Origin of the sequence: Spirosoma sp. 209 (genome assembly GCF_002006735.1) — a bacterium.
Classification (GTDB): Bacteria; Bacteroidota; Bacteroidia; order Cytophagales; family Spirosomataceae; genus Spirosoma; species Spirosoma sordidisoli.
Genome location: NZ_MVEC01000010.1, coordinates 110,058 through 129,072 on the forward strand (window position 1 = coordinate 110,058; position 19,015 = coordinate 129,072).

Annotated in this window: 17 protein-coding genes; 12 read left to right on the top strand and 5 right to left on the bottom strand. The window is 57.6% G+C overall.

Annotation, left to right across the window (positions count from 1 at the left end):
- Window positions 1–121: 121 nt before the first annotated feature.
- Window positions 122–3,298, top strand: a complete 3,177-nt coding sequence (locus B1C80_RS18005; RefSeq protein ID WP_236648825.1) for a carboxypeptidase-like regulatory domain-containing protein — start codon at window positions 122–124, stop codon at window positions 3,296–3,298.
- A 6-nt stretch (window positions 3,299–3,304) separates the two neighbouring features.
- Here B1C80_RS18005 and mptB read toward each other — a convergent pair whose 3' ends face one another.
- The 3 genes from mptB to B1C80_RS18020 all read right to left on the bottom strand — a co-directional run bounded on the left by mptB (window position 3,305) and on the right by B1C80_RS18020 (window position 6,955).
- Window positions 3,305–4,657, bottom strand: coding sequence for a polyprenol phosphomannose-dependent alpha 1,6 mannosyltransferase MptB (gene mptB / locus B1C80_RS18010; protein WP_077922592.1), 1,353 nt, complete (start codon window positions 4,655–4,657; stop codon window positions 3,305–3,307).
- Window positions 4,654–6,174 carry a cellulose synthase family protein gene (locus tag B1C80_RS18015; RefSeq protein WP_077922593.1) on the bottom strand — a complete coding sequence of 507 codons (1,521 nt, stop codon included), beginning with the start codon at window positions 6,172–6,174 and terminating at the stop codon, window positions 4,654–4,656. Before B1C80_RS18015 ends, mptB begins: the two co-directional genes overlap by 4 nt.
- A gap of 97 nt (window positions 6,175–6,271) precedes the next feature.
- Window positions 6,272–6,955: a glycosyltransferase family 2 protein gene (locus tag B1C80_RS18020; RefSeq protein ID WP_170315655.1), complete on the bottom strand. Its 684-nt coding sequence runs from the start codon at window positions 6,953–6,955 to the stop codon at window positions 6,272–6,274.
- 129 nt (window positions 6,956–7,084) lie between these two features.
- Between B1C80_RS18020 and B1C80_RS18025 the strand changes: the two genes are divergently transcribed.
- From B1C80_RS18025 to B1C80_RS18040, 4 genes are all read left to right on the top strand, one after another.
- Complete coding sequence (locus B1C80_RS18025) at window positions 7,085–7,885, top strand: Rossmann-like and DUF2520 domain-containing protein (protein ID WP_077922595.1); 801 nt, start codon at window positions 7,085–7,087, stop codon at window positions 7,883–7,885.
- A 158-nt stretch (window positions 7,886–8,043) separates the two neighbouring features.
- Window positions 8,044–8,523, top strand: a complete 480-nt coding sequence (locus B1C80_RS18030; RefSeq protein WP_139361680.1) for a hypothetical protein — start codon at window positions 8,044–8,046, stop codon at window positions 8,521–8,523.
- A 51-nt stretch (window positions 8,524–8,574) separates the two neighbouring features.
- Window positions 8,575–9,600, top strand: a complete 1,026-nt coding sequence (locus B1C80_RS18035) for a YCF48-related protein (protein ID WP_077922597.1) — start codon at window positions 8,575–8,577, stop codon at window positions 9,598–9,600.
- A 164-nt stretch (window positions 9,601–9,764) separates the two neighbouring features.
- Complete coding sequence (locus tag B1C80_RS18040) at window positions 9,765–10,787, top strand: M48 family metalloprotease (protein WP_236648826.1); 1,023 nt, start codon at window positions 9,765–9,767, stop codon at window positions 10,785–10,787.
- 57 nt (window positions 10,788–10,844) lie between these two features.
- On the opposite strand, the gene rocD is transcribed toward B1C80_RS18040, so the two are convergent.
- On the bottom strand, window positions 10,845–12,095 hold the full coding sequence (rocD, locus tag B1C80_RS18045; protein WP_077922599.1) for an ornithine--oxo-acid transaminase: 1,251 nt from the start codon (window positions 12,093–12,095) through the stop codon (window positions 10,845–10,847).
- Between the two features lie 118 nt (window positions 12,096–12,213).
- On the opposite strand from rocD, the gene B1C80_RS28445 reads away from it, so the two are divergent.
- The 4 genes from B1C80_RS28445 to B1C80_RS18060 all read left to right on the top strand — a co-directional run bounded on the left by B1C80_RS28445 (window position 12,214) and on the right by B1C80_RS18060 (window position 13,924).
- A complete protein-coding gene (locus tag B1C80_RS28445) occupies window positions 12,214–12,384 on the top strand; it encodes a DUF5522 domain-containing protein (RefSeq protein WP_170315653.1) in 171 nt (56 codons plus the stop codon).
- 60 nt (window positions 12,385–12,444) lie between these two features.
- Complete coding sequence (gene rpmB / locus B1C80_RS18050; protein WP_077922600.1) at window positions 12,445–12,684, top strand: 50S ribosomal protein L28; 240 nt, start codon at window positions 12,445–12,447, stop codon at window positions 12,682–12,684.
- A 136-nt stretch (window positions 12,685–12,820) separates the two neighbouring features.
- Complete coding sequence (locus tag B1C80_RS18055; RefSeq protein ID WP_077922601.1) at window positions 12,821–13,543, top strand: RluA family pseudouridine synthase; 723 nt, start codon at window positions 12,821–12,823, stop codon at window positions 13,541–13,543.
- 81 nt (window positions 13,544–13,624) lie between these two features.
- Complete coding sequence (locus tag B1C80_RS18060) at window positions 13,625–13,924, top strand: Dabb family protein (protein WP_077922602.1); 300 nt, start codon at window positions 13,625–13,627, stop codon at window positions 13,922–13,924.
- 72 nt (window positions 13,925–13,996) lie between these two features.
- Here B1C80_RS18060 and B1C80_RS18065 read toward each other — a convergent pair whose 3' ends face one another.
- Window positions 13,997–14,437, bottom strand: coding sequence for an Ohr family peroxiredoxin (locus B1C80_RS18065; protein ID WP_077922603.1), 441 nt, complete (start codon window positions 14,435–14,437; stop codon window positions 13,997–13,999).
- Between the two features lie 200 nt (window positions 14,438–14,637).
- Here B1C80_RS18065 and B1C80_RS18070 point away from each other — a divergent pair, with 200 nt between their 5' ends.
- From B1C80_RS18070 to B1C80_RS18080, 3 genes are all read left to right on the top strand, one after another.
- Window positions 14,638–16,419, top strand: a complete 1,782-nt coding sequence (locus B1C80_RS18070; protein ID WP_077922604.1) for a tetratricopeptide repeat protein — start codon at window positions 14,638–14,640, stop codon at window positions 16,417–16,419.
- 273 nt (window positions 16,420–16,692) lie between these two features.
- Window positions 16,693–17,415 (top strand): DUF4292 domain-containing protein, encoded by a 723-nt coding sequence (locus B1C80_RS18075; protein WP_236648827.1) that lies wholly within the window; start codon window positions 16,693–16,695, stop codon window positions 17,413–17,415.
- Window positions 17,416–17,571: 156 nt separating this feature from the next.
- Window positions 17,572–18,933 (top strand): murein hydrolase activator EnvC, encoded by a 1,362-nt coding sequence (locus B1C80_RS18080; protein ID WP_236648828.1) that lies wholly within the window; start codon window positions 17,572–17,574, stop codon window positions 18,931–18,933.
- The last annotated feature ends 82 nt before the right edge of the window (window positions 18,934–19,015 follow it).

Genomic DNA, 19,015 nt, shown 5'->3' on the forward strand with positions numbered 1-19,015 from the left:
AACTTTTAACATACCCCTCCTGACAGGCTAACTGACTTTTGCAAGTCAGAACCAACCAGCTACCCAGGTCATGAGGAAACATCTAGCGTATTTATTCAGCCTTGCTCTAGGCAGTTTACTAATGTGCTTTAACAGCACATACGGGCAAACAACCGATGCCAGTATCATTGGAATTATCAAAGCAGCCGATGGGCAACCCCTGCCCGGCGCCACCATTACCGCCCGCAACGAATCGACCGGGTTTAAGACCAGCACCGTATCGAACGTAGACGGTCGGTTCATTATCCGGCAAACACCCCTCGGCGGTCCCTACACCCTTACCGTTTCGTACGTCGGCTTCGCTAACCAGTCCCGCACCGGCTACCGCATCAACCAGGGCGACCAGCTCACGGTCAACTTCGACCTGACCGAAAATGCCAGCGAGCTCCAGGAAATCCGCGTTACCGAAAACGCCCTTAAAAACCGCGTCGACCGGCTTGGCGCCACCACCGCCATAACAGCCGATAACATTGCCAAACTACCCGTTAACAACCGGAGTTTTACCAACCTGCTGGCCCTGTCGCCCCTGAGTAACGGCGGTAGTGTAGGCGGTCAGCTTCCGTCGTCGACCAACTACCTCATCGACGGGGCCAGTGCTCGCAACAACCTGACCAGTGGGGCGCTCGGCAGCGGACCGTATTCGCTCTCGCTCGAAGCCATTCGCGAGTTCGAGATCAGCACCAACGACTACGACGTCACCAAAGGACGCCAGGGGGGCGGGTCGGTCAGCGTTGTTACCAAATCGGGTACGAATACCGTTACGGGGACCGCGTTTACCTATTACAACGCCGACGGCCTGTCGAGCCCGCGCGACATCCGGGGCAACGTGCGCACGGTCGATTTTTCGCGCTTCCAGTACGGCTTCAGCCTCGGTGGTCCGATTATCAAAGACAAGCTGCACTATTTTGTGGCGCTGGACCGGCAAACCGAGTCGGCCCCGTTCTACATTGCCGACATCCGGACCGACGCAGACGCCATTGCCCTCGGCATCAGCAAGGCCGTTCTGGACAGCGTCATTACGATTGGCCGCGAGAAATACGGCCTGAGCAACACCCAGCAGGTGGGCGAGTTTAACCGGCAAACGGTAGCCAATACGCTCTTTACCCGGCTCGACTGGCAGATTAACCCGAAGAACGTACTGACGATCCGGAACAACTTCAGCAACTGGAACAACCCCAACAGCAACAACGACAACTCGGCCATTAACCTGTTTGAGGTCTACGGTAGTTTTAAATCGCTGGAAAACAGCACCCTCGTATCGCTCCGCTCGACCCTGAAACCGACGCTGATCAACGAACTGAAAGTACAGTACCAGCATGCCACCCGGAACTACGAAGCCAACAGCCTGCTGCCATCGGCCAACATTCCGCGGGCCATCGTGACGGTACGGTCGCTGCTGCCCAACAACCGCACGGCCACAACCTCGGTGCAGCTGGGCGGACAGCGGTTCACCCCGGAGCGGAACATGGAAAACCAGATTCAGCTGGCCAACACCCTCTATTGGAACAAAGGCCGGTATAACTTCGCCTTCGGTACCGACAATACGCTGACCTATCTGGACACGTATATCTCGAACGAGCAGAACGGGCGGTTCATTTTCAACAGCCTGAGTGAGTTCAACAACCTGAATCCGTCGCGATACGCCCGCGAAGTGCCCACCAACGGCATTCCGTCGGTGCAGCAGTACGTGCTGAACGCATCGCTGTTTGGGCAGGTGCAGTTCAACCCGCACCCCGACGTGGCCGTACAGGCGGGTCTGCGCTGGGACATGACCAGCTACCTGACCAGGGGCGATTACAACCCGGTGGTGGAGCGGGAACTGGGGCTGCGCACCGACGCCAACCCGACCGACTGGAACAATATTCAGCCGCGGTTTCAGCTGACCTGGAACCCGGGCAACAAAAACCGCGATATTCTCCGGATTGGCGGTGGGGCTTTCTCGGCCTACGTCATCAACTACGCCCAGGTCAACAACATCCAGAACACCGGCACCAAAGTAGCGGCCATCGACGTAACGCGGCCGGCTAACCCGAGCCTGCCCAACCCCGTACCGCGCCCCGACTTCGTCTCGTACCGGCGCGACCCCAGCACCGCGCCGGGCGTACCGGCGGGCGCCAGCGTCGTTTCGACCATTAACCTCAACGACCCCAACTTCCAGGTGCCGACGATCTACAAAGCCAATATTTCGTACAGCCGTTTTCTGGGCGATAACGTTCGCCTAGGCGCCAACCTACTCTATACGCGCACGGTCAACAACTACGTATATATCGATCAGAACCTGGTCGATCAGCCCGCCTTTACCCTGAGCAACGAAGCCAACCGGGCGGTGTTCGTGCCGGCCAGCAGCATTGCGCCCAACAGCGGCCAGACCAACAACGTACTGGGGCGTAAGACGCAGGCCGTGGGTCGTACGCTCATGCTCACCAACGGGGCCAAACTGCAGACCCTCTCGCTGGTACTCGACGGTGAAATCCGGCTGCCGCGCGATGGGTCGCTGGCATTCAGCTACACCTGGAACGATGCCCGCGACAACACTTCCTACAACGGCAACGTAGCCAATACCTCTACCTTCCGGCCGGTCAAGAGCGACCCGCGCAGCCTGGACGAGATCAATTACTCCGACAACCAGTTCCGGCACAAACTCGTGGCCTACGGCTCTACCCCATCGGTGGCCGGTCTGGTGCTCAGCGTCCGGTTCACGGGTCTGGGTGGAACGCGCTACTCGCTGCTGGTCGACGGCGATATCAACGGCGACTTCGTAGGCGGGCCCGGCAACGACAACGACCTGGCGTTTGTCTTCAACCCGAACAGTCCGGAAGTGGCCCAGGCCGTTCGGACGTCCATGCAGCGCGTCCTCGACAACCCCGACAACCGGGCCGCCGACTACATTCGCAGCAGCCTCGGCACCATTGCCAACCGCAACGGGGGCGAAAACCCCTTCTCAGGCACGTTTGATGTGCGGCTCTCGAAGGTGTTCAAAACGTTCAGGACCCAGAAGCTGGAGCTATCGGTCGATGTGTTCAACTTCGCCAACTTCCTGGGGCAAACGCTGGATGGCGTGACGACCAAAGGCACCGAAGCCACATCGGCCCGCAACTGGGGCGGTAACTTCAACCTCAGCAACCAGACGCTGCTGGTCCCAACGGGCTTCAACCCCGCCACCCGCCAGTACACCTATCGGGTCAACGAAAACGTAGGTACAACGCAGAAAAACGGAACGCCCTACTCGGTACAACTCGGCGCCCGGTATTCGTTCTAAGCTGGCTCAGGCTGGTTCCGAAAAGCCATTGGTCGACAGGCCGATGGCTTTTTTTTCGGGCTTTGCCGGCTGCCGGATCTCCGCGATCATCACCGCCAGTACGAGGGTGTATTCGAGCGCCGTGAGCCAGAGGTTCTCCTGATAGGCCGGGGTTCGGTAGGTATGATACGACAGCGGCACCAGCGCCGACCAGACCAGCGGATACCGGAACCGGGTAAAGACCGCAGCCGCCACCAGCGAGGCCAGATACCACGGATGCACGGTGGTGGCGAAGGCAAAATAAAGCGTCAGTGAGGCCAGCAGCTGGCTCGCTACGGGCACCCGGCGCCAGGCAAACGCAATCCAGAGCAGGCTAAACGTGGTGGTGACAGACAGCCAGGCCCCGATCAACCCGATGGCGTTGTAGCCCCTGATCCAGTACCCGATGGCCCGCAGCACGTAATACACACTGGCGTTGAACTCAAATTTCTGGAAGTAGAGATTGATACTCGAAAACACATTCCGGGCCAGATCGAGGCTGGCGAAGGGCGCAAACAGAAGGGCGGTAAACAAGCCCGTCAGCAGAGCGTAGCGCAGGCCCCGCTGCCAGCCCAGCCAGCGAACGGCGAGCGGGATCAGCAGCAACGGCAGGAGTTTGGTAGCCACCGCCAGCGCCAGCGCCCCCGCCGACATAACCCACCGATCCTGCACCAGCCACCAGACCGCCAGCAGAACCAGAAAGATCATAACGGCTTCGACGTGCAGGTTGCCGGTCAGCTCCAGAATAACGAGCGGGTTGAGGCCGTACAGCAGCGCCAGATTGGGCGGGTAACCCAGCCGACGCAGCAGCGTCGCCATCAGCCACAGGGTGCCGATTTCACTCAGCAGAATCGGTAGCCGAAGCCAGATCACATTCCAGAGCAGGCTATTGCCCGACAGCCAGGCCGCCACGCCGAACAACGCCTGGTTAAACGGCGGGTATACGGTAAAATAGCCGGGTGAGTTCAGCTGCCGGAATAGCGTCTCGTTCAGCCCGGCCGCGGCAGCGATGTCGGTGCCGGGCAGCGCAGCAGGCAGATAGAGGTACGGGTTGAATCCATGGGCCAGCAGCCGCCCATCCCACACGAACCGGTATACGTCGTCAGAAAGGCAGGGTATACTCAGCAGCAGGAGCAGCCGAAAACCAATAGCCGACGCGAACAGAAACCGATCGACCGGCCCCGCTGCGGCACGCCGGACAACCAGCGCATACCCCAAAAATAAGCCCGTCAGCAACCCGATCAGCAGACCGAATTCCTGACGGGGTATGGCATACGCCAGTGTCAGATAGGCCGCAGCCGAAACCACCAGCCAGCCAATACGAAGAGGAGTTACGGTCATGCGCTCACCGTCCGCAACGGCGGGGGAGCAACCGGCTGACCGACCGGACGGCGCCCCGCGTGGACGAGCGAATATACGAAGACCATCCCGAACCCGACCATCAGCATGATGTGCAGGAAAAACATCCGAAAATCCTGGACGTAGAACGCCAGCACCAGCCCGCCCAGAAAATACAACATCAGCAGGCCTTCGGCCATGGTGAGCCAGCTCAGCTGCCGACTAACGTACTTGTTAGCCGCCCAGCTGTCGGTAGCGGCTTTGACGTTGAACTTGGGCGTGCGCACAAAAGGCGTTTTGCGACCTATATAGCCTTCAATAACCGCAATGGTATTGTGCAGCGACAAGCCCATCATCAGCGACGAATACATGGGGAAATACCAGCCCAGTTTAGCCGGACTTTCGCGCTTGAGCAGCCAGAACGGAATGCCGTAGAACGACAGCAGAATCAGCAGGTTAAACTGGAACAGATTGATGATAAAAAACACCCACTCCCACTCCGGGTGCCGACTACGGATATAGATCAGCGGTACGCTCATCACGCCCAGCACCAGAACCAGAATAAAGGTAGCGCTGCTGAACAGGTGGTAAAACGCATGAATCTTGACGGATAAGGACACGCCCGGTGTACGGAGGACCTTGACGAACAGCTTGCGGGCACACTCGGCCGCGCCCTTCATCCAGCGGTACTGCTGCGACTTCAGCGCGTTCATGGCCACCGGCAGCTCGGCGGGCGACCCAACGTCCTGCCGATATACGAATTTCCAGCCCCGCAGCTGCGCCCGGTAGCTGAGGTCGAGGTCTTCGGTCAGGGTATCGCTCTGCCAGCCACCCGCGTCGGCAATGGCTACCTTCCGCCAGACGCCCCCCGTCCCGTTGAAATTGGCTAGAAACCCACCCGCATACCGGCCGCTCTGCTCAATCGTAAAGTGGGCGTTGAGCCCAAACGCCTGCAGCTGGGTCATGAGCGAAAAGTCTTCGTTCAGGTGCTCCCAGCGCGTTTGTACGATTGCCACTTTAGGATCGGCAAAGTGCGGAACGGTTTTGAGCAGAAAATCGGGGTCGGGAACAAAGTCGGCGTCGAAGATGGCAATGAACTCGCCTTTGGCAAATTCGAGACCGTAGCCTAACGCCCCCGCCTTGAATCCTTTCCGCTCGGGTCGGCGCACGTGCTCGATGTCGAGCCCCCGCCGTTGGTATTCGGCTACCTTGGCCGCAATGATCGCCACCGTTTCGTCGGTCGAGTCGTCGAGTACCTGTATGTCGAGTTTATCGCTGGGGTAGTTAAGCTTTGCTACGGCATCGATCAGTCGCTCAACCACGTACAGTTCGTTATAGACCGGCAGCTGCACCGTTACGCGCGGCAGGCGGTCGGGCTGCGTCAGATCGGCCGACTGGATCATCTCACGCCGTTTTCGCTCCGTGCGCAGGTAGATGATGATCAGGCTTAGCTGACCGCAGTTGTAGAGAAACAACAGCATCAACGCCAGCCCGTATAGGATAAGCACCAGCACTTCCATGTTCGTTTTGATTCAGTCGTGACGTTGAGTAGGCAGGCAGAGTCGGGTGATAGGCGTGTTTCTTGTCCACATATTCGTTCAGCCCGGTTCCGTTCCCTCACCAATACTTAAATATAGTTGTAATGATCTTATAACCAGCCAGTACCGTTCCTTTCACGGTTCCCGATATTTTCGAGAAACCAATTCGCTTGCGGTAGTTGACGGGCACTTCTGTTGTTCGTAACCCCTGTTTGGCCGCTTTCAGCTGCATTTCTACCGTCCAGCCGTAGGTCGTATCCCGCATTCCCAGCGCCAGCAGACTATCGAACCGGATAGCCCGGAAGGGGCCCAGGTCCGTGTAGCGAACGCCATACAGCCAGCGCAGCAGGGTGGTTGCCAGCCAGTTGCCGAACACCTGCTGGGGTGTCATCGACCCTGACTCCCGATGCCCCAGCGCCCGCGATCCAATCACCAGATCGGCCGTGCCCGCAGCAATCGGAGCTACCACGTCCGGCATCTCGCCCGGGTAGTCGGAGTAGTCAGCATCAAGGAAAACTACAACATCTGGTTTTTGTTGCCGATTCTGAGCATAGGCGATGCCGCGCAGGCAGGCACGGCCGTATCCCTGGATCGGTTCGTGCAGTACGGTGGCTCCGGCGCGGGCCGCTTCTACGGCTGTCTGATCATTGGAGTTGTTGTTAACAACGATTACTTCGTCGACCAGATGGGCCGGAATGTCACGAACCACCGAACCAACCGAGTTCTCTTCGTTAAAGGCGGGAATGATAACGACTATTCTCAAGAGCTGTTTATTCAAACGTGTACCAGGGGCGGTTTGCTGACAGGCGCGTTGAGCCGACACCGAACACCGATTAGCGCCCACATTACATCCATAAACTCTACTTCACCCAAAAAAATCCTATACTTGACCATGGAAATTTCGTTCATCGGTGCGGGCAACCTCGCCTGGCATCTGGCCCCGGCCCTCGAAAACGCGGGGCATCACATCAACGAGGTATATAGCCGACAGCTTCAGCACGCTCGCCAGCTGGTCAGTAACCTATACGACGCCCACACGCACTCCGATCTGAATTTTGCCGATAGCCCATCCGAATTGTTTGTCCTGGCCGTTCCGGACGATGCGCTCGAAACGGTCTGCTCGCGGCTGGTACTCCCCGAAAATGCGCTGGTCGTTCATACGTCGGGCAGTATGCCGCTCGATTCGCTGAGTCAGTGGCTCAGTATATACAGCGACGTTCCGGTGCGGGCGGGAGTTCTTTACGCGCTGCAGACCTTCAGCCGTGGCATTACCTTCATGCCCTTCGACGAAATTCCGCTCTGCCTGGAAGCCGCCGACACCGCCACGGAAGAAACGCTGGTTCAACTAGGCCAGCAGCTCAGCGACGTGGTCTACGTACTCACTTCCGACGAACGCCGGGTGCTGCACATGTCGGCGGTATTTGCCTGCAACTTCACCAACCATCTGCTGGCGGTGGCGCATGACCTCACCACGACCCAGGGACTGGAGTTCGATCTGCTCCGCCCGCTCATTACCGAAACCGTTCGGAAAGCCCTTGCCGCCGACAACCCCGCCGACGTGCAGACGGGTCCGGCCCGCCGGGGCGACCTGGGCACCATTGAAAGTCACCTCCAGTTACTGACCGATCAGCCCCGCCTGTCGGAGATCTATCAGGTCATGACGACCAGCATCCGACGCCGGTATGAGCCTTAATTAGCGCGTTATGACGTATTTTCGCAAAATTCTACAACCTGAGTGGAGTAAATTTTGTAATAAAGTGGTTATGCAACTAGTTGTAATTACTGGCGATATTTGTTTAGCTTACCCATCGCCGTACTAATTCTCCTGAATCTGTGTCTACCAATCATTATTTGATCCATACACTCCTGAAGCCATATCTGGCGGGTTTATCGACCGAAGCAGAGAAAAAGGAGCTGGAAAGGCTACTGGCCGAAGATCCTGATCTTGTGGCGCAGATCGAAGAGGTAGAAGCAGGTCTCGAGCACTATCTGCAAAAAAACGCGGTGCCGCCCCCACCCAGCCTCGACTCAGCCATCTGGCAGCGCATCAACGGTACGGAAATTCAGAAGCGGGAACCCCAGCAACGCACCCAGGCCCCGCCACCGCCCCCCGAACCAGCCAGATCACCCTATATCGATGTCGAGGTCAGCAATACCCACATTCAGGTACACAAACACTGGCGTACAGCCTTCATCGCGGTATTCATTCTCTCAAAGGTCTTCCTGATTCTGGGGCTCTATTACTATTTCAAGGCCAGCAGTCAGGAGCAGGAGATCGAACGGCTCAAAGCCACCGTTCAGCAAACGGCACCCGCCGGCCGGCTCCCCTGAGCGCCCTGACCAACCGGCCACCGGCTACACGCATGTGTTAAGACCCGTTTTATGAAGATTTTCAGTAGCCTGCTTCTCGCGTTTCTGCTCCCCATCACGTCTGTACTGGCGCAGTGGCAACCGCAATCGGTACAGACCGACGCCCACTTCCGGTCAGTCAGTATGGCCAGCCCCGATGTTGTCTGGCTGGGCGGTTCAAAAGGCACCTTCGTTCGCACCACAGACGGGGGCCAGACCTGGCAAACCGGTACCGTTCCCAACGCTCAGGACTGCGACTTCCGCGATGTTCAGGCTATCGATGCCCAGACGGCCTTGCTGATGAGCGCTGGTCCGGCCGAGAAAGGACAGGCCCGACTCTACAAAACGACCGATGCAGGCCAGACCTGGTCGCTGGTGTATCAGACGCAGCAGTCGGGCGTATTTTTCGACGGCCTGGATTTCTGGGACAAACAGCACGGCATCGTTTTCAGCGATCCGGTCGATAACAAATGGGTGGTTCTCACGACCGATAACGGTGGCCAGTCCTGGCAGCCGGTACCACCGGGGAACCTGCCCCTCATGCAGCCCGGCGAAGCAGCTTTTGCCGCCAGCGGTACCAGCCTGGTCGTTCAGGGTAAACGCAACGTTTGGATTGCGTCGGGCGGTTCTACGAGCGGTCGTGTATTTCGGTCAAGAGACCGGGGCCGCAGCTGGAATGTTGCCACTACGCCCCTGCCCGCCGGTGAGGCAACGGGCCTGTTCGGCATGCGGTTCTTCAGCGAGAAGGTAGGAGTGGTCGTAGGCGGCAATTACAAAGCAGAGAGCCAGCCCGGCCCCAACGCAGCCATCACCCGCGACGGGGGCCAGACCTGGGAGCGGCTGACCGAAACCAACCCGCCCGGCCTGAAAGAAGCCGTGGCGCTACTGCCCGGCGACCGGCTGCTGGTCGTAGGTCCGACGGGTACCAGCCTATCGGCCGATCAGGGCCAGACCTGGCAACGGCTCGATACCGAAGGGTTCCACGCCGTAGCCTGCCTGAAGGGTACCTGCTATGCCGTGGGCGCCAAAGGGAAAGTCAGCAAGCAGGTCTTTAAGTAGGACCAATGAACGGCCATCAGCGCAGCCGGTGTCTCACGATAACAGCCAGAACCGCTTCAGCCAATAAAGTATAAACCGCCGTCGTTATTCAGCCGTGTTGAACGAATAACCCCATCCGGTTTACAGTGAAAGCGGTATCCTCTCTATCAGTCCTTTTATTGAGCGTGGTCGCTGCTGGCCCGCTATTGGCCCAGCCATCCGGCATCCTGAACCGGCCCGAAAATTTTATCTGCAACTACACCGGGCGGGGTACCAGTCCGCAGGTCGTCTGCAACCAGGCTACGGCCTCTAACGGTCACGCCGAACGCGTTGTGGACCGGATTCTCAGACCCATCGGGCTGATGCGCAACTTCAAGGTGGTAGAGTGTTCCAACACCGATAACTGTTTCGCTACGGTGCTGAAAGGGCAGCGGTTTATCGTCTACGATGCGGCTTTCATGCAGGGCATCGAAGAAGAAACCGAAACCGACTGGTCGGCCATCAGCATCATGGCCCACGAGATCGGTCATCACCTGCAGGGACATACCATCGATGGTCGGGGCGGGCAGCCGCAGAAAGAAATAGAAGCCGATAAGTTTTCGGGCTTCGTGCTGCATCAGCTGGGTGCCTCGCTGGACGAATCGGTGGTGGCCGTTCGGGCACTGGGCAACGAACACCCTACTCCCACCCACCCCGCCAAACCCGCCCGGATCGACGCCATTCGCAAGGGCTGGCTCGAAGCCGAAGCGATGTATCCCAAAAATCGACTGGCCGGCAAACCCGCCACCGCTATTGCGCCCAGGCCGGTTACCAATTCGGGCATGACCTCCCCCGTTGTGCGGCCACCGGTCGTAGCTAAAGCCCCGGCGGCTCCCGTACGTATGGCCGTCGGCTGCGTCTCGGGCGACTGTGCCGACGGGAAGGGCGTATTTGTGTACCCAACCCGCGAACGCTACGTGGGCGAGTTTGAAGAAGGCGACAAACACGGCGAAGGCACCGAATACTACCCCGACGGGAAGCTGAAATACCGGGGCAATTTCCGCGACAACCTCCGCACCGACTACGGCGTGTACTACTACCGCAACGGCGACCGGTACGAAGGCTGGTTTGCCCGCAACGTACCCAACGGCAAAGGCACCTACACCTTTGCCGACGGCGCCCGGTTCTCGGGCGTCTTCAAAAATGGGCAGCCGGTCTCAAGAGAATAACCAACGAGAAGGGGGACACGTCGATCGACGCGTCCTCCTTCTCGTTGGCTCCAGCTTCTAAAAATCCAGAATCGTCTTTTCGATAATGTCGCAGGCTTCGTGCATCTGCTCGCTGTTGATGACGAGCGGGGGCGCAAACCGGATCTTGTCGCCGTGGGTAGGTTTACAGAGCAGGCCGTTGTCCTTGAGTTTCATACAGATCTCCCAGGCCGTTTCGTCGCCGAACTGAGGACGCTCTGCCACGATGATGGCATTCAGCAGGCCTTTGCCCCGTACGGCTTTGACCAGATCGGTTTTCTGGATCAGCCCGGTCATGCGGTTCCGGAAAATCTCACCCATGGCCGCGGCATTTTCGGTCAGTTTTTCTTCCTCTACCACCTTCAGGGCTTCGATCGTTACGGCGCAGGCCAGCGGGTTGCCGCCGTAGGTACTGCCGTGTTCGCCGGGTTTGATGGTCAGCATCACCTCGTCCGAAGCCAGCACCGCCGATACGGGCATGGTTCCTCCCGACAGGGCTTTACCCAGCACCAGCAGGTCGGGCTTCACGTCTTCATGATCGCAGCAGATGCGTTTACCCGTCCGGCCAATCCCCGTTTGTACTTCGTCGGCAATAAAGAGCACGTTATAGCGGGTGCAGAGGTCACGAACGCCACGCAGGTACCCTTCGTCAGGCACCAGCACCCCCGCTTCGCCCTGGATCGGCTCGACCATGAACCCGGCAATGTTCGGGTCGCTCCGGAACGCATCTTCCAGCGCATTGAGGTCGTTATACGGAACAATGATATAGCCCGGCAGCAGTGGACCGAAATCGTTGGTACTGCTCGGGTCCGTCGACGACGATATGGCGGCCAGCGTACGCCCCCAGAAATTACCGGCTGCGTAAACGGTTTTGGCCTGGTTCTGCGGAATACCTTTGACTTTATAGGCCCATTTCCGGGTCAGTTTGAGCGCTGTTTCGCCCGCTTCGGCCCCCGAGTTCATCATCAGCGCTTTGTCGTAGCCAAAGTACTCGCACAGAAAGCGGACGCAGAGGCCGGCTTTTTCGTTGTAGAAAGCCCGCGAGGTCAGCGTCAGGCGCTGTGCCTGCTCGATCAGCGTGTTGATGATACGCGGGTGGCAGTGGCCCTGGCTCACGGCACTGTAGGCCGACAGGAAATCGAAATACTGCTTTTCTTCGACATCCCAGACATAAACGCCCTTTCCCCGCGATAATACAACCGGAATGGGGTGGTAGTTGTGGGCGCCGTACTGCCACTCTAACTCAATAGCCCGGTCCGTAGCCGAGGTGGTGGGAATCAATGTATCCATACGTGTAGCCGTTAATTGTCAGCCGATTACTAAAATCAGCTGACCTATTTTGCAACCAACTGACTGAACAGTCGGTTTCCCTCAAAAATACGGCTTCTCTGACAGACGCCCAAAAGCGATGCTGCCCCACCAACCCAGAAAGAAGATCCCCGGCCTGGCCGATGAGGATTATTATTACACCCCCGAAGGCTTCGTAGTTTTTACGGAGGCTTATCATCTCAAGCGTGGCTATTGCTGCAAGAACGGCTGCCGCCACTGCCCCTATGGATATAAAAAAAAGGAGAAGTGAGTTGCAGATTATGAATAAATTAGCCAATTTTGCGCCCTCATACGGAAAACGAGTACGGTAATGGCCAGAATTTGTCAAATCACAGGAAAACGCACGCGGTCGGGAAACAACGTTTCTCACGCCAATAATAAAACGAAGCGCAAGTTCTATCCGAACCTGCAGAAGAAGCGTTTCTTCGTCGAATCAACCGGCGAGTGGGTTACGCTTCGTGTGGCTACATCGGCCATCAAGACCATCAACAAAAACGGTCTGGAAGTAACGCTCCGCAAGGCTTACCAACGCGGTACGCTGTCGCTATAAGTCGATACCATCGGCATTCACGAGCCTCTTCCGCATCGGAGGGGGCTTTTTGTGTTTGCTTCGTGTTGAGCCGATCTATGGATTCGTTGACCCCTCAGCCGCCTGATCACGAACGCAGACCCACAACCCTCAATTCATGAAACTATCCTTCGAATCACTCATCGTTTTTGAGAACGACGATTACATACTCATCAACAAACCGCCCCACGTGGCTTCGCTCGATGAGCGAACCACCGACCGGAGCGGCCAGAGTATTATCCGACTGGCAAAGGCCTATCACGCCGATGCGCAGTTGGGCCACCGGCTGGATAAAGAAACCTCGGGCATACTGGCTATCGCCAAACACCCCGATGCCTACCGGCACCTGGCCATGCAGTTTGAGCACCGCGAGGTGACTAAACGCTACCATGCCGTTGTAAACGGCGTTCATAATTTTGAGGGCATCTCGGTATACCTGCCCATCTCACCCATCAAAGACGGAACCGCCGTGCGGATTGACCGGGAGAAAGGCAAAGTAGCCGAAACCATTTTCAATACGCTGCAGGCCTACCGAACCACAACGCTCGTCGAGTGTATGCCCGTGACGGGGCGAATGCACCAGATCCGGGTCCACCTGATGTGCCTCAAAGCGCCCATCGTCAACGACCCGACCTACGGCGGAGAACCCGTGTTTCTGTCAGACGTGAAACGGAAATTTAATCTGAAGCAGGGTACCGAAGAGCTGCCGCTGATTCAGCGGGTAGCACTCCACGCCCACTCGCTCACGTTTGCCCTGCTCGACGGTACGGAACATACCTTCGAAGCTCCCTATCCGAAAGACTTCGGCGTCCTGGTAAAACAGCTGGAGAAGTTTAACTAGTGGGCAACTCGATAGGTCGGGCACCCGGAAACTGGCAAAGTCTGGCAGACTGATTAACTTGCCAACTTACCGACTTATGCTATGTTTGTTCATACCGTATTCTTCTGGCTCAATCGCCCCGAAAGCCAGGACGACCGCACCGCCCTCCGGGCTGGTCTCGAAACGCTCAAAGAAATAAGCGACATCTCGGCTGCGTACATTGGCGCCCCGGCCGATACCCGGCGCCCTGTCATTGATCACACCTACGCCTTCTCGCTGACGTTTGTCTTCACCGACCAGGCGGCCCACGATGCCTACCAGGTTCATCCGGTTCACCTGGCGTTTGTCGACAGCTGTCGCCACCTCTGGGAACGCGTGCAGATCTACGACGCCGTTGGCTGATCACGCATAGAAAAAGGCCGGGCCAACAGAGTTGATCTGCTGGCCCGGCCTTTTTCATTACACTGCCGTCGGCTAGATCATCACTTCGATGGCCATGTCCATGTTGCCTTTAACGGCTTTGGAGTATGGACATACCGCATGAGCCGTTTCGGCCAGCTGCTGCAGCTGCTCCTTATCCATGCCGGGCGCCTTCACGACGATCTTCCCGGACAGGAACATGTTGTTGCCGTCTTTATTGAGCGAGATGCTGACTTCTACCGCGTGCTGGGGCAAAATTACTTTACGGCGCTCGGCCACAGCCATCAGCGCTCCGTTGTAGCATGAGCTGTAAGCCGCAGCGAACAGCATTTCCGGATTGGCGGCTTTTCCTTCGCCATGCATCTCGATAGGCCGGCGGACATCCAGCTCCAGAACGCCATCGAGCGATTTTACGTCGCCTTCGCGCCCGCCAACGTTGCTGACCGTAGCCGTGTATAGGGTTTCGACTTTAGATTGTGGTTCCTGGGTTGTCATACGAGCTGTTTGGTTGTTGAGCCATGAATACGTGTTGATAACCTAACCCGTAAATCGGCAAACTGTTAGCCGCCCGCCCGAGACAGCAATTATCAGTTATTTTGAACTACCTTTGTTTAAAGGACTTATTCGCGATAAAGCCGCAATAGAACCAACTAAGCCGCGTTTTTAGAGATACGCACGATAAGGTACCGACCAGCATGAATCCACTAATCAACGTATATCGCAACCGATCGGTCAGAGGATGGGCCATCGGGCTGGGGCTGCTGATGAGTATCGGGCTGCTGCCAGCGTCAGCCCAGCGAAAGCGTGCCGAAACCAAAGCCGATACCAGCCTCGCCAAAGCCAGCTCCACCACAACCGTTCGGATGGAAGAGGAAACGCTGTTTGCCGACGGGATGCGTTTTCTGATGACCGACGAGCCGTCAAAAGCCGTTACGCAGTTTGGCAAGGTACTCCAGAAAAACCCCGGTAACGCAGCCGCCCAGTACGCTACGGCCAGCGCCCTGATGAAGATGGGCAAAACGGCGGAAGCCATCCCCTTCGCCACCAAAGCCCACTCGCTCGACGCCGGTAATAAGTTCTACGCCCTGGTACTGGCCGAACTCTACGTGAAGCAGAAGCGGTACAGCGAAGCCGAAGAACTCTACGAAGTGCTCGTTAAAAAAGGAGCCGAAAACGCCGAATATGGCGTCGAGCTGGCCGCGATCTACCTCTTCGACGACAAACCCGACAAAGCGCTCGAAGCCTACGAACGGGTTGAACGCGAGCTGGGCATGAACGAAGAGATTACCCGCCAGAGGCAGCGCATCTACCTCAAACAGAACAAAATTGACAAGGCCGTCGAAGAAGCCGAAAAACTGGTGCAGTCAGAACCCGGCGACCCGGAATACCTGCTCGAAGGCGCCGAACTGCTCATTGCCAACGACCGCTCCGATCAGGCCATTACCTGGATTGACCGCGCGCTCAAGCTAAATGCCGACCTGCCCCAGGCGCACGTGCTGCTGGCCGATATCTACCGCAAAAAAGGGGATATGAACCGGGTTACGCAGGAGCTTAACCAGGTGTTTGCCAACCCGAATCTGGAAGCCGGCCTGAAAGCCCGGATCCTGTCCAGCTACGTGGGCCTGACCGGCGAGAACACCCCTGCTCAGCAGGATGCGCTCAAAATGGCTCAGGATCTGGCCAAATCGAACCCCAAAGACCCCAAGTCACAGATTATGGTAGCCGATCTGCTCATGCAGCAGGGCAAGAAAGCCGAAGCCCGCGACGCCTACGCCCGGGCGGCCCGGCTCGACGGCTCGGTCTACGAAGTATGGGGGTCGCTGCTGCAGCTCGACGGCGAACTTAACCAGGTCGATAGTTTGCTGGTTCACTCCGAGCAGGCGCTGGAGGTCTTCCCAACGCAGGGCCTCTTCTGGTACTCCAACGGCTCCGCAAACCTGTACAAACGGCGTTATCAGCAGGCCGTCGATGCCCTCGAAGAAAGTCAGAAGCTACTGGCAGCCACCACCAACAACGAGCTGAAACGCGGTATTCAGGCCCAGCTGGGCGACGCCTACAACGGCCTGGGCGATCACGCCAGGTCTGACGAAGCCTACGAAGCCGTGCTTAAAGTCGACCCGCTCAACGACCACGTCCTCAACAATTACAGCTACTTTCTGTCGCTGCGCAAGGCTAACCTGCCCCGCGCGCTGCAACTGGCCCAGAAGCTGGTCGAACGTCATCCTACCAACGCTACCTATCTGGATACCTACGCCTGGGTTTTGTACGTGTCGAAAGACTACGCCAAAGCACGCCAGTATCTCGAAAAAGCCCTGGCCGACCCGGCTGGCGTAAGCGGAACCATTATTGAACATTACGGCGATGTGCTGTACCAGCTTGGCGAACGCACACAGGCCGCCGAGCAATGGAAGCGAGCCAAAGCCAAAGGCGGCACCGGCCCCGAACTGGATAAGAAGATTACTACCGGCACGCTGTAAAACGGCCTGTTGTAAAAGCCGGTTTCTGATCGTTGCTTTGTCAGCATGGGCGGCAGACCGCCCGGCTTCTTACCCGTCGGAGCCCGAACGGACCGCTTACCGAAACGCGCATAAATGAATAGATACCTGTTGTTTGCTCTCTTACTGAGCATTTTACTCCATACAGAAGGCTGCCGAAGCCGAAACCTGCCGGGCTCAACTCCGTCCCCCACCGTCGGGACCACTACCCCGACGACCCGGTCCGATTCGGCAACGGCTCAGCGTCCGTCACCAGTGGCACCTGATACGGTAACGACCGCGCCCCCCGCCCGGCCGGGTATTGAAGAAGCCCGGACCAACGTGGCCGAAATCGACTTCCGGTATCTGACGGCCCGCTCCAAGATATCGTTTAAAAGCCCCCAGCAGGATATCGACAATGCCAACATCAACCTGCGGGTTCGCAAAGACAGCCTGATCTGGTTGTCGGTCAGTAAACTGGGTATCGAAGCCGTTCGGGGCCTGATCACCCGCGACTCCATCATTATTGTCGATAAGATTCACGGCGAGTACTCGGTCTACGATTTTCCGACGCTGAGCCGGCAGTTTAACTTTGCCATGAACTTCCAGCTCTTGCAGGCGCTCATAGTCGGCAATCTGCCCCTGCCCAAGCGCCCGGCTCAGAAAATCAAGAACGAGCGCGATTACCTGCTACTGCGGCAGAGTGAGGGCAAAGTACTGGTAGAAAATTACATCGGCGAGGAGGATCGAAAGCTGAAAAAACTGATGGTTACCGAGCAGCCTACCAAGAATACGCTGCGGCTCGACTACGAAGATTTCACATCGCTCAACAACTTCCTGTTTCCGTATACCAGCCTCGTTACGCTCGATTACCAGTCGAAAACCGACGGCCAGTTTTACCAGACGCTGCTGCGGATCAAGCACAGCAAGGTTGAACTGATCGAGAAAACCCCTGGGTTTCCATTTACCATTCCGGCCAGCTATAAAAGGCGGCCATAAACAAGTTTTTCGGCGCCCCTGCCCGGTCTATGGCCACGCCTTATGCCGATGTATGACCGCCGAAAATTGACAACTGAATTTTTGTTTATGCGTATCCCGCTCCTGTTCCTCTCTCTTCGTTGGCTGCTGGTCGGTTCGTTGCTGCTGCTTGGTCTGATGCAGCCGCCAGCGGCTATTGCCCAGCAAACACAGCGCAGCCGGCAGGCGCTGGAGAAAGAGAAAAAGCAGAATATCGAGAAAATGAATCAGATCCGGACCGTACTTAAACAGACGGCGTCCGAGAAACAGGTGAGCATGGGCCAGCTGAAAGCCCTCGATCAGCAAATTCAGACCCAGTCGCGCCAGATTGGGCTGCTGAACAAAGACCTCCAACTGACCGAATCCGAAATTGCCGAACTCAGACAGGCCAGCCGGGCCCTGACCCGCGACCTCGAAAAGCTCAAGGATGAGTACGGTTCCATGGTCTACGCAGCTGACAAACGCCGGCAGCAGGTTAACCCACTTGGTTTTCTGTTCGCTTCAGACAACTTCAACCAGCTGGTAGCCCGGTACCGATACCTGCGCCAGTACTCCGACGCGCGCCAGAGCCAGGTCCGCCAGATGAACAATGTGCAGACCATGCTGCAGGGCAAGCAGCAGACTACCCAGCGCAAGCGCCAGCAGCAACGCGGCACCCTGGTGGTGAAGATGAGTGAGACCAAAAAGCTCGAGCTGCTGAAGGTAGAGAAAAACCAGGTCGTTAAAGCCCTCGGTCAGAAAGAAACCGAACTGCGTACCGAACTGGCCGAAAGCCGACGGGCCGTTAGCCAGCTGGAGTCGATGATCACCCGCATCATTGCCCGCGAAGCCCGTGAACGCGCCGAGCGAGAGGCCCGCGAACGCGCCGAACGCGAACGCATCGAGCGGGTAGCGCGGCTGGAAGCGGCCCGGAAAGCCGCCGAGCGCAAGAAAGCCGAAGCCGCCGTGGCAGCCGCCGAAAAAGCTGGCGAAAAACCAAACCCGGCCGACGTAGCCAAGGTAGAACGCCCCGCCGATCCGGAACCTGCTCCGCCCAAACCTGACGAACGGCGTAACAACAACCTGAACGACGAAGAAACCGCGCTGGCCTCGTCATTTGCCTCGTCGCGGGCGCGGCTGCCCTGGCCCGTTGGTCGCGGTTTCGTCTCCGACCACTTTGGCCGCCGACCGCACGCGGTCCTCAAAGGCATTTACGTAGAAAACCAGGGAGTGGATATTCAGACCAACGCGGGCGAAGGCGTTCGGTCGGTTTATGACGGCATTGTACAGGACGTAGCCAATATGCCGGGCATGAACAACGTCGTGGCCATTCAGCACGGCAACTACTTTACGGTCTATGCCAAACTGCGGAGCGTCTCGGTGCGGGTTGGTCAGCGCGTCAAAGCCCGCGAAACCATCGGCACCGTAGCGACCGACAAAAATGGTGTCTCCGAAATCCAGTTTCAGATCTGGAAAGAGTTTACCAAGCTCAATCCCGAATCGTGGCTGGCTCCCCGGTAAACAGCGTACCGATACAGTCCAGACACCCATAACGAATACCGATCGTAAAAGCCGTACTTTTGCGGTCGGTATTCGTTTATCG